Raw genomic sequence first — 15,963 nt, forward strand, 5'->3', positions numbered from 1 at the left:
CTCCTCATTTTCCGTTAGTATCCCAATGATATAGTGAAAAAATAATTCAATATAGGATCCTTTACGACCTTATGAATTTCAATTATTTATCCACCTTTTTATAGAGCCCTTTTTTAAGTAATGAAAGTTCTAAAGTATAGTTTTTCACCGACTCATCGAAGGATATTTCCTTCGCGAAATTTTGAATAAGATTGTGAAAAGTCACCGCCATGATAATCTTCATGACATGGAATATTTCTCGTTCATCTGCAATATTTAATTTTTCTTTATTTATTAGGGTAACGATTTCAGACCATCTATTTTTATGATCCTCCGCATTCATATTTCGAGTAAATGTATTTTCAACTTTATAATTCATATTCAAAAAGGCATTTCTAAAAAAGTTTCTTTTTTCTAAGTTTTGAAATTTCCTCAACAAATATTGGTACAACTCGATATACGAGTTAAATAAATCACCTTCATTTTCTTTTAATATTGAAATAAACTTTTCATTATCTCTTTTAGAGTGCTCATTTAATAAAAAGAAGAAGACATCTTCTTTATCCTCAAAGTATTGATAAAAACTTCCTCTCGGTATTCCAGCATCTTTAATAATATTGGAAATCGATGCTTCAAATAATGGAACTCTTGAAAATTCTTTCATCGCTGCCTGAATTAATACTTCTTTTTTTTCCCTTTCTAAATTAAAAAATGTTTGTTTAGGCATCCTTCTTCCTCCGATCAAATATGTGACAACGTGTTATGCCTTTTTATACATATTGCTCTTTTTCATTCGTACTATTCTAAAAACGCAAGAGATGATTTAGATAATCTTCATTATTCTATTGAATTCAGCTTTACAGCTTGAACACTGGCATAATTCCTTTTATCGCTATTAGCATGGACACGTAATTATCTTCTTTTTCCTTTGTAGGCAAATACATCATTCCCTCCAAGCTAAGCAGCATATGACAACGTGTCACAATCAAGTATAAGCCATTATCACATGACAACGTGTCATACGTCAAAGGAAAAATATGACACGTTGTCATACTTATTTAACTATTGTTTATTGGGAAGCGATCCAACTTTTTCTTGATACATGGAGTACAAAATGAAAAAGAGGTATATCCTAAAATATAATATCTGACACCACGAAGATTTAATGTATATATAAATGTAAACATTTCTAACTTAGTTCTGCGTTAAAAATTCTAATAAAAAAGAGGCCCCCCATATAGAGACAGCCCCTTTCCCACTTACGCTTCCACTTTCAAATCTTTTAATGCAACAACATCAGCAAACGCTCCAAACACTGCGTTATGATGCTTAACAATATCTTCAGCACGCAATACTTCTGTATCAAACGTACTATGCGCATCACTCACTAACGTTACTTTATATCCTTCACTAAATGCTCTGCGCGTTGTCGTATCTACACAATACTCTGTTTGCATTCCTGAAATCATAACGTGCTCAATTCCCATTTCTTGCAACACTTCGTTTAAGTTTGTTTTATGAAATGAATCTGGCGTCGTCTTTTCAACGATACTATCACCCTCTTGTGGTGCTATTGCCGCATGCACTTTCCAACCATCTGTACCTTTTTCCAAAGGATGATCTTTCGGCCCGTTATGTTGTACATAAATAATCGGAATATCATTTGAACGGCACTCCCCAATAAGTTCTTGTAATGTTTCTAAAAACTTTTCCCCATTATGTACTGGTATTCCCGCTGTATACATACCCGCTTGCACATCAATAACTATTAATGCTTTTTTCATTTCACACGGCTCCCTTGTAACTATTTATATTCCATCATCCAACAATCTTCTAATTTCCCCTCATGTAACTCATGTTCCTTTAAAATCTTCACCTTTTTAAATCCGCATTTTTCATAACACTTTATCGCACGTTCATTATTTACTTTCGGATCCATCGCAATTGCCTCTGCGCCTATTTTCTCCATAATGTATGTAATCGCTTTTTGAACGAGGTTTGTTCCAATCCCCTTTCCCCAATAAGTTGGTTCACCGATAAATTGATCCATTCCCCATACATTTTGTGATTCTTCATATCCATATAACGCTTTCCATTCAGAATCAACTGGATACATTTGAATGTAACCAATTGGCACTTCATCAAATTCTATTAAACATCTTTTTTCATGACCGTTTGGATTATGTATAAAATGATCCAGTACCATTTCTACAGACTGAGGATTATCTCGTCCTTCGTAATGCTGCAATACTTCTGGATCTGTCAACCATTTGGAAATGATCGGTGCATCGTTTTCTATTATGTATCTAACCAATAAACTGTCTTTTTGAAATAACATGTAGTACCTCTTTCTAATTAATTATTTATATTTTTTCTTAATGTTAAATCTTTAATTGCACCAATTAGTGCGTAAGGTAGTAATATTATCGTAAAAAAAGCTGTAAATACATTAAATTGAGGGACTTTATATGGAGTAAACCATTCCGTGAAAAATTGAGAATTTAAAACTCTACTGAAAAATTCTCCGCCAGGTCTAAAGTTTGGTGCCCATTCAGTAACATCACATATAACAAATAGCAGTTGAACAATTAAAAATACCCCTAAATAACGAAACCAATCCCGCTTCCAAATCGGCTGCGCCTTATTTAATTTATCTTCCATCTATCTCCCGCCTTTTTATTTCCATCAAATTGATTATACACTTTCCCTGCTTTATTTGTTAAAATTTTCTATATAATCAAAGGTGTTGGGGGAAATATATTATGTCTAATCCTATACAAAAATCAACTTTAATTATCCTTAGGGGAAACTCCGCAAGTGGAAAAACAACAATCGCAAAGGAACTGCAAGAACATTTCGGACAAGGAACACTTTTAGTCTCACAAGACGTTGTGCGCAGAGATATGCTAAAAGTACACGACACGATAGGTAATTTATCACATGATTTACTATTTGAAATTACGAAATACGGAAAAGGAAAATGTGAGTTTGTTATTTTAGAAGGTATACTGAACAGTTGTAGGTATGGTGATATGTTGAAAGAATTAATACATTACTTTGAAGGAAACTCGTATACATATTACTTTGATTTATCGTTAGACGAAACGATTCGACGACATAATACAAGGGAAAAGCGGCATGAATTTGGTGAGGATTCCCTACAAAAATGGTATAATCCGCACGATACAATCGAAGTGAAAAAAGAAACTGTTTTTACAGATGATTTCACACAAAAAGAAATATTTCATGCAATTCTTCATGATGTTACACCGTAAAAATAAGACTGACATTATGAGTCAGTCTTATTTTTATTATGTACTTTGTATTTCAGTTTTCATTACAGAACAATCTTTACACAAGTAAAAATAGATGTGCATATCCCCGAACTGAAAATCAACTACTGAAATAAGTTTCCGTTCCTCAATATCTTGTGTAACGGTAGCAACATACTTCATCTCTTTAGAACAAGTTGGACATGCCAAATCTTCTGGAAAATCATTATATAAAGGTGCTCCTAATAACCTACATACATATTCTGAACCGAACAAGTCAAAAGCTTCCCAGTAGCTATCTTCATCAGTAGGTATATCTTCATTTGTCATATTTATAAGCTTTACGTTTGTTTTTTGGAGGGGCACCGGTAGCTTATATTCTTCTTCCATTCCCCACTCTTCTGTATTATCTTGCCTTATAATTTGAACTGTTTTACCTCCGTCACTTAACTGAAAATATTGCGGTGCCCACACCATTGCACAGTTCAAGCATGAAACGAATGGTAAAATGTCCAGTGCACCACTTTTAAGTTCAGCAAGCCTCTCATCTTTCAAATCTAAACAAATGATTTGGTGCACCTTCTCACCGCATAGCTTACATATTGGTAAATTACAATCTTGGCCGCCAAAGTAATGAGTATATGAATCGCTTCCTTCAATTACTCTATAGCCTTTCCATTCATTGCAATGCGCACCATATAATTCTGTTGTCATATTCCACCCTCGCTTTATATGAATCTAATCCACCTTATTATAAGAAAGTTAACATTAAAAGCCGTCATCTTCCTGAGTGATTTCCATTTAAAAGCAAACTAATATTTAAATGTTTATTTTGTTTCACTAGTTCATTTATTGATAACTTGTTTAGGAATGTCCACAGTTATCTTTCTTGGTTATCATAATATGTTTTATCTGCGTATTTTTTATCGTTTCCTTTTAAATACGCTAAGATTATTTTTGGGTTTTTAAGCAAAGCCCAGTCACCATATGTATCAAATCTTCTGCATGAAGTTATCATTCCATTTTTAATTGTACCGAATTTCTTATTTTTTTGCTTGCCCCATTCTTTTAACCTTTTTGCAAAATCTGCGTCTTCTGCCATAAGCATGTTTTCATTAAATCCATTAATCGCCATAAAGTCTTTTCTATAGCACCAAAAAATCCCTACAGATATAGCTCCATACTTAAAAAGTATGGGGATTATTATTAACATTGCGGAAAGGAATATTCCTAAAGATATTCTTTCAAACTTCCCAGTTACCCCACCGCCAATGTATTTACCTGAAACTAAATATTTGTCTACATTAGTCAACATTGACTCTGTCATTTGGGTATCAGCGTCTATAGTAATGATGATGTCACCGCTAGCTATTTTGGCTCCCGTATTTCGGATTTTGGATAAGTTTTTATCATTATTTTTTAACGTAATACAGTTATACGATTTTGCTATTTCCTCTGTTTTATCTGTACAACGATTTAAAACAACTATAACTTCAGTTTGATCTTTATATGCCTCCGCTGCCTTTGAAATTGAATCTAAACATTTCCTAATGTACTTTTCTTCATTGTGCGCAGGGATTATAATAGAAAACTTTACATCTTTCTTTAAATCGACTCTTGAAGATTCATTTGTTTCAGTCATACTATTTCCCCCTTTTTATAAAGTGAAACATTATCTATTAATAGTTTGATTAAAACCACTTAAGATTCTTCAACCGAAAAGAAATAAAAAGAAAACTTTACATTTGGCGTTACATTCTTTTTAAAATTAAATAGTTGTCGCGATTCCTGCCAAAAATAAACTTACGATCGCTAAAAACAGAGTACCTACTATAGCCCCTCTTAAATGAAACTTGTAATCTTTATATCCCTTCATCCCTTCCGTGCTAGGAATAACAACAAACCTTGGGGTAATCCAGCAAAAAATAAGCCAATCCATTATAAATAAATCTACTAAATTAAAAATCATTAAAATACCTAAAGTATGTAAATAAGCATCCATGTACAATAGTTTTTCTTGTTGATGCAATATATACGTAGAAATAAAAGGAGTACCGAAGAGAATCGTATTGTATACAACATTAAAATAAATCGTTTGCTTTTTTTCATTGATTGTTTTCGGAAAAACTACCTTCTGGATATCTTTCGGATAATCAGTTAACGAAAGACGAGGATTATAATATAAAGATCCCAAAATCAATACGGATAACACAATAGACATGATGATACCAACATATATCATTTGCTCCAATGAACTCATAAGCATCATTCACCCTTTTCTGTATTTACTCCATAGTGCACGCACTTAATTACCAATTGTATGTACTCTTTCCACCAAAGATTAACAATTGTCTTTGTTAATCTTTTATAATTGAAATTATGATTTATCTTTTCTGAAGAACAATTAAAAATTAGTTTGGAGGAATATTATGAAGATGCTATATTTCAATAAATTTGAACCAACAGATTTCAACTTATATTTCCAGCTCGTTTCAAACGAAGAAGTAATGGCGCAAATTACAGAGCGTTCTATTCCGTTAGAAGAGGCGCAAGCTAACTTTCAACAATTGTTAAAGCGCAATAAAAAACATCAACTATTCGGCTCTTATAAAGTGTATGACTCTATTACAAATGAATACATTGGTCTTAGCCATGTAACGGTAAATGAGGAAAATGTAAAAGAAGCTGAAATTGGATATATGCTGTTGCCGAAGCACTGGGGGAAAAGATACGGAAGTACAATTGCCAAGGAATTAATGAATATTGCGAAACAGACAGATGTAAGCGTACTAAAAGCAATTATTGATCCGAACAATATCCCCTCTCGAAAAATTTTACTAAACGTCGGTTTTACATCTGAAATAGTTTGTGAGATTGATGGATTGCCTGGGGAGATTTTAAGTACATATATTTAACTATAAAAAAAAGAAATGCTACATTTGAACTAAAAGTAGTATTTCTTTACATATTAAGGCCTATTCAACCATCGAAAGTAAAACTTTCTCAAGCTCTTTTTTAGAAAGCATACTATCATTTATATAGATTTGATATGCATTTTCTCCCTTTTTTGCAGGTACCACTATTTTCATAGCCCTTACATTCGATTCTTTATACTCACCGAATGTAACGGCATAGCCATTTAATTTATATTTCTTTATATCTCCAGTAAAATTAGGTCCTCTTTCAGATGGTTTATCAAATGGTCTATCAATAAAGTAATCTTTATATTCTCCTTCAACAATTTCTAATTGATGAATTGTAAAACCTAATTCTGCCTCTGAAGTATGTGGCTCTTTTTTTACATTGCGATTTTCATATCTCATCGTAATAAGCGGCATAGGTTTTCCTAGTGTTGCTTCAGCTTTTACCTCTTCAAATACTAATTGATGTCCAACCGGAATATATGTTGGATGCTTGATTGGAAAATCAGTTATTTTTTCAGCTTGTTCAAATGTATAGGTAAAATGTTGATCTATTCTTTCTTCATATATATGTAATTGTTCCATTACTTCTCTATCTCTCGTTTCTTCATCAGCATTTAGACGATTAGTTACTGTATATTGTCTTTTTCCATTCTCTACGACACTTACTTTCTTATAAAAATGGTACGTTTCCTGTAATAAAGCTACATACTTTTCAAAGTCCTCTTCTGTAAATATACTTTTAGCAATTTCTATACGTTCCATTACGCCATTATAACCATCCTCAGTCATTCCCATATCTTGTCTTGCTTTTTCTGGTGTCCCTACAATTTTATCCATTATTGTTGTACCTGCAAAAGTACCAGTCGGTATTAAAATAGCCGCAGCTATAAAGCCAAGTAATAACTTTTTCTTCATAGAAATCTTCTCTTTATTTTTCATCTTTTGGTATTTATAAAAAGAGGCTTGTACTTTATCTTCCAGATTAGGAGAAGGCTCTATATTCGCTGCCTTTCTTTTCAATTCATTCGTTACACTTTTTTCAAAATCCATTTATTTCTCCCTCTCTTATATCTGGCATATGCTCCATTTCAGCTCTTAATCGTTTTAGCGCAGTATGTAATCGGGATTTCACTGTACCAATAGGAATTTGAAGAAGTGCAGCAATTTCCTCCATGCTATATTCATGGAAGTAACGCATAATTATTACTTCACGATGCTTATAAGATAATTTTTGTACAATCTCCACCAATTCATTACGTGTTTCCTTATGTAAAATATCTTCATGCATAATGTAAGGGCGATCTTGCTCATACATTTTTTTCCTTTCAAAAATTCGAAACCTTCGCCACGATTTACGACGCCAATCCTGTACTTGCTTCACAACTAGTCCATGTAACCAAAAACGAAAGGAACGATTCATATCATAGTTTGTTACGGACTTCCACATTTGTATGTACACTTCATTCACTATATCGTCTACATCTTCATTTTGACTTCCTACTAAAAATACTACTGTTTTATAAATATCTTTACATGTGTGCTCATAAATAAATCGAAAGGCTTCTTGCTCCCCAGATTCCATTTTATATAGCCATTCTTTTAATTGTACTTCATCCAAAATTACGTTCCCCTCTCATAATCTTTCACACTATATTCGCCCGTTTCTCACAAAAGGTTCATTTTACATGGAAATTTATTTATTACAATAAAAATATAAAGTATATTTTTAAGGAAAGGAGGATTTCATGAATGAATATAGAGAATAAAACTTACGCTGAAAACGTGTTAAAAAATCTCTTCATAGGAGCGCAAGTTGATGGATTGGAATTTGGGATTTCTCCAGACACTATAAAAATTGATTTTACAAACTTTTATGATTTTGTTCACTATGAGGGGCAATTATATATCAATATCGAAACGAAATGGTGTTTATTCAATAATCCCCCAAAAAAATACCCATCTAATGAAGATGAATTTGACGATTATACTGAGGATGAAGAATATAAGAGAATATTTGAAATGAGAAGACAAAAAGTTATAGATATACAACTCGGCATAGAAAGTCCTCATTTAATGATTACATTAGAGAACGGGCAAATTATTTATGTAAATGGGTTTCATGAAGATTACGAATGTTGGCAAGCTGGTGTTCAATGTGAGGCTTGGCTTGTTGTTGCTACACCTGGTAATGAAATTGCCACTTGGATTCCCGATGAATTTAATAAAAAATAGCTAATGGCATATTCCCATTAGCTATTTTTTATTTTGAAGAAACACTATCTAGCATAACGTCTCATTCCCAAGCTTCCAACTAAACCATCTACCATGACCTTCTGTTTCTCCAACCGTTTCACGATATTCTTTTCCGTTAATATAATAATCAATATGAAGGTCACGATCCCACATGTTGTTATAGAGGTGGAATACATCACGATTTGCGCCAATTTCTTGAATGTGTTTTTCTAACTTACGTTTTACTTGTTCAGGTATTTGATTTGCGACGTGTGTATGGAAAATGCAGATTACAGCATCTTCACTTATTTGTTCAATAATAGATGGCAACAGTTCTACACCGTCTCCTTCTATTAATTGGACAGATTCATTTTTTACTAATGATGTTGCTTGATCAAACATTTCAAGCCTTTCTTTATGCTCTGGCCAAATTAAAGCGCGTAACCATAAATAATCTTCCTCATTATGTAAATCATTTACATGTAAATCCAGTCCGATTCTTTCTGTGACAGATGGACTTTCTTTTAGAAAACGAGGTACATTCTCCCCTTTTATTTCAGTAGTTAAATGTACACTTGAATGTATATTTCCATACATTTCATCTGTTCCATACGAATAGCGATATTGATCCCAGAACAGTTGTAATCCAGAGCTTGTACCAATTTCAATTATCGCTAGCGGTTTCTTTACTTTGTTAAATATGTAGCAGAAACTTGGGTATAGGTACGCACATCGTCTTACTTCATTCGTTTGAACGAGTTTCGTTTGTAATAAAGTAATGATTTCTTCTCGATACTCCTTACAAAAATCTTTAAAGTGATCAAAAGCTTTATCTAAATTTGTAGTAACATTTTCAACTAAGCTACTATAATACGTTTTTAAATGATGGTCTTTACCGGCTAGCAATAAATAATGTACTGCGCCTAATAATAAGTTTGGGATTGGTTGGCCTGTTTGAGCATAAGAAGATAGTGTAAGTACTTCCTCATCTTCAGCAATGTTTATTGATAAATATTCGTATAAATCACTTGATCCTTTACATTCCTTTATTGAAAAGTTTCGAAATAAATTTGCGATTTGTTCTTGTTTAGGCATTGGTATCCCTCCTTTTTATTTTTCTGAATAATCTTATCATTCGTAGGAATAAAATTCTATTATAAGGTATCCCCCTAACCACTTAGAGGGATGTAAGCTTTTTTAAGATAATTTCAAACCGTGATTTTTTTCTATTCATTAACTGAAAAGTGCTTGTTAAATAAGAATTTTGGCAAATATAGCGTTAAATAGTTTAAAATTATCAGATAACACTAGATATTTTAGTCTATTAATTATTATAATAGAGTATGAGATGGTTATACAATTGAGACAAAAAAGGTAAATACCTAGGTGGGGCCTAGGCGGTGTTTCTTTTTTACGGCTTAGACATAGAAGACACCTACTCTTTTTTGCCAATATAGGGGATGGAGAGATTATCATGAGCAACATGCAGCAGAAAACAGACGTTATCTTAATTGGTGCAGGAATTATGAGTGCAACGTTAGGCTCATTACTAAAAGAATTAGCACCAGAATGGGAAATTAAAGTTTTTGAAAAACTCGCAAGTGCCGGGGAAGAAAGCTCAAACGAATGGAATAATGCAGGTACAGGGCATTCTGCGCTTTGCGAACTGAACTATACATCAGAAAAGGCTGACGGATCTGTAGATATTGCTAAAGCTATTAAAGTTAATGAACAATTCCAACTTTCAAGACAGTTTTGGGCATATCTTGTTAAAAGTAATTTAATTCGTAATCCGCAAGATTTTATTATGCCGATACCTCACATGAGTTTAGTACAAGGTGAAAAAAATGTTGAGTTTCTAAAAAATCGTTTTGAAGCGCTTTCAAAAAATCCGTTATTCCAAGGAATGGAATATTCTGATGCTCCTGAAACATTAAAAAAATGGCTTCCACTCATTATGGATGGCCGTGCATCTAATGAACCGATGGCTGCAACAAAAATTGATTCTGGAACAGATGTTAACTTCGGTGCGTTAACGCGCATGTTGTTTGATTACTTAAAAACTAAAAATGTCGAGCTAAACTACAAACATAGTGTTGAAAATATTAAACGCACAAAGAACGGTTTGTGGGATGTAAAAGTACATGATATGAACAGTGGAAAAATCGAGCATCATACTGCAAAATTCGTCTTTATTGGCGGCGGTGGCGGTAGTCTACCTCTACTACAAAAGACGGGTATTCCTGAATCAAAACATATCGGTGGATTCCCAGTAAGTGGACTATTTATGGTATGTAAAAATCAAAAAGTTGTTGAGCAACATCATGCAAAAGTATACGGTAAAGCTAAAGTTGGCGCTCCGCCAATGTCTGTTCCTCATCTGGATACGAGATATATAGACAATAAAAAAGCTTTACTGTTTGGACCGTTTGCAGGGTTCTCACCTAAATTCTTAAAAACTGGTTCAAACCTTGATTTAATTGGCTCTGTAAAGCCAAATAACGTCTTAACGATGTTAGCAGCTGGTGTAAAAGAAATGGGACTAACAAAATACTTAATCCAACAAGTTATGTTGTCACAAGAAAAACGTATGGAAGAATTACGTGAGTTTATTCCAAGTGCGAAAAGTGAAGATTGGGATATTGTAGTTGCTGGTCAACGTGTGCAAGTAATTAAAGATACTGATGCAGGTGGTAAAGGCACACTTCAATTCGGTACAGAAGTTGTTAGTGCGGCTGACGGATCAATCGCTGCGTTACTTGGCGCTTCTCCAGGTGCTTCTACTGCCGTTCACGTTATGCTTGAAGTATTAGAAAAATGCTTCCCAAGCCGTATGGTAGAATGGGAAACAAAAATAAAAGAAATGGTTCCTTCTTATGGCATTTCACTAACTGAAAATCCAAGATTGTTCCAAGATCTACACACTTCGACTGGACGTACACTTGGATTAAATGAAAAAGAAACTGTTCATAATTAATGAAGAGATCAAAAAACGTCCGATATATTCGGACGTTTTTTCGTTTCTAGAAATTATACTTATCAATATTATCCTTCGTAAATACGACTCGTTCTGGTAATACGATAATTCCGTTGCCTTCCGCTTCATAGTCATATCCTTGAATAGAGTTTGGTTCTACCTTCACTTTGCCGATTCCTTTTACTCCGAAGCTATCCCCTACTTTTAACTTCTTCCCTTTTACAACAATTTCATTTGCAACATACGTAGCGAGAGCACCTTGTTGTTTTACATCCCATAAAACGAACAGTCTTTTGGGTTCACATCAGAATTCCAAGTTAACACCGTCATTCTTTTTTTAATATCTAGAACACTTTTTTCTACGTACTATTAATCGTTTCAACTGGAATAAACAAAATATATGGCACATATGTTTAAGCAGTAGTCAATTGTTGAAAGGGATGAAGAGTATGACTCAGCTGTACTTTGAAGAGAATTTATTAACTAAAGTAGCTTGGTACTATTATCAACTACCCCCACTGAGATAAAGCGTTTCAGTGGGGCTTGAGTTAGAATGCTAGGTCTTTTCGTCTATCGTTAGACAGGTTGACGCTCTAGCATTCATGCCACATTCATCGGAATGATCCCATATCCGTTCTCATCCACTTTTGGCACTTGATAGATTTCAATAATTCGTTTGTCAGTGGAGCGAGAATAATTTGGAAACTTAGGACGACCTGTGAACTTCTCAGGATTTTTCTCCCACTGTTCCAACGCTTTAAAAAAGCTCTTCACTCCTGTAAATAAGGCTCTACGAATCGCTTGAACAGAGTTTGATTGAACTCCCAGGTAGTTTATATAGGCTTTCATGGCAGTGTCCACTTCTTTTACAGTAGCCATCCTGTTATTGTTCAAGTAAATTTGTTTCATCGTATACAATCCAGCATTTCGCAATGCTTTTGAACTATGTGACATGCGTTGCAGTAAGCGAAATTCTTTAGCTGTGAGACAAGCTCGTCCGATATGCTGTTTCTGAGTGAATCTTTGCATGTTTTCCCTTTTCTTTTGTTTACGCAATACTTTCATTATCCCTACCCCAATAGACGATTATGCCGCTTCTCTCGGAAAAGCTGCTGCACAATATTTAGAAACTCAGCTCCAGCAAGGCGATTTACTCGGTATTGGATGGGGTGAAACCATTAACAAAATGCTAGAAAACATTCATTTTGAAAGTTCTATAAACCTTTCAATCGTAACGCTAACAGGCGGAGTAAATCACTATCTTCCGAGAAAACAAAACTATTTACACTACATGCAAGGTGATCTGCACATTATTCCTACCCCTTTCCTAGCATCTACAACCGAAATGGCACAAAGTATTCTATCAGAACCGAGTGTAAAAGCTATGCTTCCTGTCGCTTCACTTGCTCATACGGCAGTTGTTGGTATTGGTGGACTATCTCAAGATGCAACTATTGTAAAAGAAGAAAAGTTAACGCTACGTGAAATGACATATATTCGTAGCCAAAACGGTGCTGGTGATATTTTAGGACAGTTTTATAATACGAACGGTGATTTATTACATCTTCCGCATCACAACCGCCTTATTGGCACGCCGCTCTCGATTCTGCGCAAAATGAAGCATGTCGTTGGTGTTGCTGGGGGAATAGAAAAAATTGATGCTATTTACGGTGCCTTAAAAGGAAAATACATTCATACATTAATTACTGATAAAGATACTGCGCTCTCTTTATTACAAAAGGACGGTGATTGTTAATGTCTACTTTATTAGCTTTCGATGCTGGTACAGGGAGCATTCGAGCAGTTCTTTTTGATTTACATGGCAATCAAATTGCAGTAAGTCAAAAAGAATGGATTCATAAATCGGATCCTCGTTACCCGGGTTCTATGAATTTTGATGTGAAAGAAAACTGGCAGCTTGTACAAGAGTGTACGAAAGAAGTTCTGCAAAAAGCTAATATACCCCCCTCTTCTATTCAAGCTATTAGCGCAACGAGTATGCGGGAAGGATTTGTTTTATACGATAAAAATGGGCAAGAAATATGGGCCTGTGCAAATGTTGATGGGCGCGCATCCGCTGAAGTTAGTGAACTAAAAGAAATCCGGACGCATCTTGAAGAAGATTTATATAGAAAGTCTGGTCAAACTTTTTCATTAGGTGCTTTACCTCGCCTACTTTGGATTAAAAAGCAAGAGCCAGACGTCTATAGCAATATTCATTCTTTTACGATGTTAAATGATTGGATTTTATATAAATTAAGCGGCGTACTGCAAATCGATCCTTCAAACGGATGTACGTCCGGTATTTTTGATTTACAAAATAGAAATTGGGATAACGATGTCGCTAAAGAGTGCGGGATAACTTTGCCATTTTCACCAAATGTAAATGAAGCTGGTACAGTGATCGGTAATGTTACAAAAGATTGCGCAGCATTAACTGGATTACGTGAAGGAATTCCTGTCGTTGCTGGTGGCGGAGATGCTCAAATGGCATCACTCGGAACTGGAGTCGTTAAGCCAAGTCAAACACTCATATGCGGAGGCAGCTTTTGGCAACAAGAAGTTAACATTACAGAGCCAATAACGGATTCACACGCTGCGATTCGCGTAAATTGTCACGTCGTTCCGAACCTATGGCAATATGAAACGATCGCCTTTTTCCCTGGTCTTGTTATGCGCTGGTTTCGCGATGCTTTTTGCCAAGAAGAAAAGAAATTCGCTGAAAAACTCGGTGTAGATGCATATGAATTATTAGAAGAACAAGCGAAAGACGTTCCGGTCGGATCACATGGCATTATCCCTACTTTTTCAAACGTCATGAACTACATTTCTTGGCGTCATGCTGCACCTTCTTTTTTAAATTTAAGTTTGGATGCTGACAAATGCGGAAAGAAAGAAATGTTCCGTGCTATTGAAGAAAATGCCGCCTTTGTTACACTTGGCAATTTAAAACTAATTGAAAATCTCACAGGTACATTCCCTTCTGAAATCGTTTTTGCTGGCGGTGCCGCTAAAGGAAAACTATGGCCTCAAATTCTTTCAGACGTACTCGGTATCCCTGTAAAAGTACCAGTTGTGAAAGAAGCAGCTGCTTTAGGAACTGCGATTGCTGCTGGAGTCGGGGCTGGCATATATTCATCTATGGAAGAAACTGCCGAACAGTTTGTACAGTGGGAAAATACATTCGAACCAGTTACTGAAAATCACGAACTATATAAAGAGTTCTATGAAACATGGAAAACTGTGTATGACAGTCAGCTCGCTTTAGCTGATAAAGGGCTCACCTCACATATGTGGATTGCGCCTGGTGCTCTGTAACATATTACATAGAGGAGTGAAATGTATGTTAAAAGCGAATGAAAATGACTTCTCCTATCGCTTCTGTGATAACGGGCCGAAATATTTAATACAAGGACCAAATATTGATTTAGGCCTTGTTGTTATTCAGCCTGGGCAAGAATTTCAAAATCACTACCATACAACGTGTGAAGAAGTCTTTTATGCATTAGAAGGCGAAATCGACTTCTATGTAAATAACGAAAGAGTTCCAATTAAACAAGGTGATGTCCTGCAAGTTCGCCCTCATGAATCTCACTATCTTATTAACCATTCTGACAAACCTTTTAAAGCTGTTTTTATCAAATCACCACATTTACCAAATAAAGATACTGTACAAACGGAAAATCCAACATTAACGAAGGAGTGATTTTGAATGACTTGGGGATTTAAAAATCGATTAAACACAATTTTACCTGATGGCAGAGCGGTAATGTTAGCCATCGATCACGGTTACTTCCTAGGACCCATTCACGGGCTAGAGCAACCACTTGAGACAGTTAAAAACTTACTTCCTTATACAGATTCCCTCTTTTTAACGCGAGGTGTACTTAGCTCCTGCATTCCTGAAAACTGCAGCACACCGATGGTAATGCGTATATCCGGCGGAGCTACTGTCGTCGGTAAAGATTTAGCGAATGAAACAATCGTTACACCTGTAAAAGAAGCAGTAAAACAAAACGCAATTGGCGTCGGCGTTTCTGTTTTCGTCGGATCAGACTATGAAACACAAACTGTTACGAATCTCGCAAACGTAGTTTCAGAAGCTCATGATTACGGATTACCAGTTCTCGGCATTACCGCAGTTGCCAAAGAACTACAAAAACGAGAGGCACGCTTCCTTGCACTTGCTTCCCGCGTATGTGTTGAAATGGGCGCTGACATTATTAAAACGTATTACTGCGAAGGATTCGAAAAAATAACGAGCACATGCCCTGCCCCAGTCGTCATCGCCGGTGGACCGAAACTAGATTCAATCGAAGACGCATTAAACATTACGTACAATGCACTGCAGGAAGGTGCAATTGGAGTAGATATGGGCCGAAACATATGGCAATCTGAACACCCAGCTGCGATGATTCAAGCGATACATGGTATTGTTAAAAATAGATTAAATGTGAAAGAAGCGCTGGAATTATATGATGATGTAAAGAACTAAGGTAAAAGTTAGACTATTACACTTAAATAAATACAAAATCAATATTTACTATAAGGAAAAGCCCATATCTAACATATGGGCTTT

17 protein-coding genes and 4 pseudogenes are annotated in these 15,963 nt (G+C 35.2%); 9 read left to right on the forward strand and 12 right to left on the reverse strand.

The window, feature by feature from the left end; all coding sequences use genetic code 11:
- Positions 1 to 82: 82 nt before the first annotated feature.
- The 4 genes from COI75_RS25620 to COI75_RS25635 all read right to left on the reverse strand — a co-directional run bounded on the left by COI75_RS25620 (position 83) and on the right by COI75_RS25635 (position 2,640).
- On the reverse strand, positions 83 to 706 hold the full coding sequence (locus tag COI75_RS25620) for a TetR/AcrR family transcriptional regulator (RefSeq protein ID WP_001126047.1): 624 nt from the start codon (positions 704 to 706) through the stop codon (positions 83 to 85).
- Between the two features lie 532 nt (positions 707 to 1,238).
- Positions 1,239 to 1,763, reverse strand: coding sequence for a cysteine hydrolase family protein (locus COI75_RS25625; protein ID WP_000709519.1), 525 nt, complete (start codon positions 1,761 to 1,763; stop codon positions 1,239 to 1,241).
- 20 nt (positions 1,764 to 1,783) lie between these two features.
- Positions 1,784 to 2,317: a GNAT family N-acetyltransferase gene (locus COI75_RS25630; protein ID WP_000898762.1), complete on the reverse strand. Its 534-nt coding sequence runs from the start codon at positions 2,315 to 2,317 to the stop codon at positions 1,784 to 1,786.
- A gap of 17 nt (positions 2,318 to 2,334) precedes the next feature.
- Positions 2,335 to 2,640: a YfzA family protein gene (locus COI75_RS25635; RefSeq protein WP_000389626.1), complete on the reverse strand. Its 306-nt coding sequence runs from the start codon at positions 2,638 to 2,640 to the stop codon at positions 2,335 to 2,337.
- A 101-nt stretch (positions 2,641 to 2,741) separates the two neighbouring features.
- Here COI75_RS25635 and COI75_RS25640 point away from each other — a divergent pair, with 101 nt between their 5' ends.
- On the forward strand, positions 2,742 to 3,254 hold the full coding sequence (locus tag COI75_RS25640) for a kinase (protein WP_000070152.1): 513 nt from the start codon (positions 2,742 to 2,744) through the stop codon (positions 3,252 to 3,254).
- 36 nt (positions 3,255 to 3,290) lie between these two features.
- On the opposite strand, the gene COI75_RS26720 is transcribed toward COI75_RS25640, so the two are convergent.
- The 3 genes from COI75_RS26720 to COI75_RS25655 all read right to left on the reverse strand — a co-directional run bounded on the left by COI75_RS26720 (position 3,291) and on the right by COI75_RS25655 (position 5,511).
- A complete protein-coding gene (locus COI75_RS26720; RefSeq protein WP_000206090.1) occupies positions 3,291 to 3,965 on the reverse strand; it encodes a hypothetical protein in 675 nt (224 codons plus the stop codon).
- Between the two features lie 166 nt (positions 3,966 to 4,131).
- A complete protein-coding gene (locus tag COI75_RS25650; RefSeq protein ID WP_000141010.1) occupies positions 4,132 to 4,893 on the reverse strand; it encodes a glycosyltransferase in 762 nt (253 codons plus the stop codon).
- 126 nt (positions 4,894 to 5,019) lie between these two features.
- A complete protein-coding gene (locus COI75_RS25655; protein ID WP_033658001.1) occupies positions 5,020 to 5,511 on the reverse strand; it encodes a hypothetical protein in 492 nt (163 codons plus the stop codon).
- A gap of 169 nt (positions 5,512 to 5,680) precedes the next feature.
- Between COI75_RS25655 and COI75_RS25660 the strand changes: the two genes are divergently transcribed.
- The gene (locus tag COI75_RS25660) at positions 5,681 to 6,166 is read left to right on the forward strand and encodes a GNAT family N-acetyltransferase (protein ID WP_000783236.1); all 486 of its coding nucleotides are present in this window, start codon (positions 5,681 to 5,683) and stop codon (positions 6,164 to 6,166) included.
- A 60-nt stretch (positions 6,167 to 6,226) separates the two neighbouring features.
- Here COI75_RS25660 and COI75_RS25665 read toward each other — a convergent pair whose 3' ends face one another.
- Entirely contained in the window at positions 6,227 to 7,225 is a 999-nt protein-coding gene (locus COI75_RS25665; RefSeq protein WP_000345195.1) for a hypothetical protein, read from the reverse strand.
- Positions 7,215 to 7,793: a sigma-70 family RNA polymerase sigma factor gene (locus tag COI75_RS25670; RefSeq protein ID WP_000344750.1), complete on the reverse strand. Its 579-nt coding sequence runs from the start codon at positions 7,791 to 7,793 to the stop codon at positions 7,215 to 7,217. The genes COI75_RS25665 and COI75_RS25670 overlap by 11 nt, the downstream gene beginning before the upstream one ends.
- Before the next feature lie 131 nt (positions 7,794 to 7,924).
- Between COI75_RS25670 and COI75_RS25675 the strand changes: the two genes are divergently transcribed.
- Entirely contained in the window at positions 7,925 to 8,407 is a 483-nt protein-coding gene (locus tag COI75_RS25675) for a hypothetical protein (protein ID WP_001019600.1), read from the forward strand.
- Between the two features lie 48 nt (positions 8,408 to 8,455).
- Here the strand turns inward: COI75_RS25675 and COI75_RS25680 are convergent, their stop codons facing one another.
- Positions 8,456 to 9,502 carry a DUF2332 domain-containing protein gene (locus COI75_RS25680; RefSeq protein ID WP_001125907.1) on the reverse strand — a complete coding sequence of 349 codons (1,047 nt, stop codon included), beginning with the start codon at positions 9,500 to 9,502 and terminating at the stop codon, positions 8,456 to 8,458.
- Between the two features lie 379 nt (positions 9,503 to 9,881).
- On the opposite strand from COI75_RS25680, the gene COI75_RS25685 reads away from it, so the two are divergent.
- Positions 9,882 to 11,384, forward strand: coding sequence for a malate:quinone oxidoreductase (locus COI75_RS25685; protein ID WP_000069143.1), 1,503 nt, complete (start codon positions 9,882 to 9,884; stop codon positions 11,382 to 11,384).
- A gap of 46 nt (positions 11,385 to 11,430) precedes the next feature.
- Here COI75_RS25685 and COI75_RS25690 read toward each other — a convergent pair.
- A pseudogene (locus tag COI75_RS25690) lies at positions 11,431 to 11,670 on the reverse strand (autoinducer 2 ABC transporter substrate-binding protein LsrB); the annotation flags it as partial.
- Positions 11,671 to 11,752: 82 nt separating this feature from the next.
- Here COI75_RS25690 and COI75_RS27525 point away from each other — a divergent pair.
- Positions 11,753 to 11,893 (forward strand): annotated as a pseudogene (locus COI75_RS27525) (sugar-binding transcriptional regulator); the annotation flags it as partial.
- Positions 11,894 to 11,987: 94 nt separating this feature from the next.
- Here COI75_RS27525 and COI75_RS25700 read toward each other — a convergent pair.
- Positions 11,988 to 12,449 (reverse strand): annotated as a pseudogene (locus COI75_RS25700) (RNA-guided endonuclease TnpB family protein); the annotation flags it as partial.
- On the opposite strand from COI75_RS25700, the pseudogene COI75_RS25705 reads away from it, so the two are divergent.
- The 4 genes and pseudogenes from COI75_RS25705 to lsrF form a co-directional block, all read left to right on the forward strand.
- Positions 12,427 to 13,140: pseudogene (locus COI75_RS25705) on the forward strand (sugar-binding transcriptional regulator); the annotation flags it as partial. The pseudogenes COI75_RS25700 and COI75_RS25705 overlap by 23 nt on opposite strands.
- Complete coding sequence (lsrK, locus tag COI75_RS25710; RefSeq protein WP_000105697.1) at positions 13,140 to 14,702, forward strand: autoinducer-2 kinase; 1,563 nt, start codon at positions 13,140 to 13,142, stop codon at positions 14,700 to 14,702. The pseudogene COI75_RS25705 and the gene lsrK, both read left to right, overlap by 1 nt.
- Before the next feature lie 25 nt (positions 14,703 to 14,727).
- Positions 14,728 to 15,090 carry a cupin domain-containing protein gene (locus COI75_RS25715; protein ID WP_000909978.1) on the forward strand — a complete coding sequence of 121 codons (363 nt, stop codon included), beginning with the start codon at positions 14,728 to 14,730 and terminating at the stop codon, positions 15,088 to 15,090.
- 6 nt (positions 15,091 to 15,096) lie between these two features.
- Positions 15,097 to 15,879, forward strand: a complete 783-nt coding sequence (gene lsrF / locus COI75_RS25720) for a 3-hydroxy-5-phosphonooxypentane-2,4-dione thiolase (RefSeq protein ID WP_000219768.1) — start codon at positions 15,097 to 15,099, stop codon at positions 15,877 to 15,879.
- Positions 15,880 to 15,963 lie beyond the last annotated feature (84 nt).

This window comes from Bacillus cereus, assembly GCF_002564555.1.
GTDB classification, from domain to species: Bacteria; Bacillota; Bacilli; order Bacillales; family Bacillaceae_G; genus Bacillus_A; species Bacillus_A cereus_K.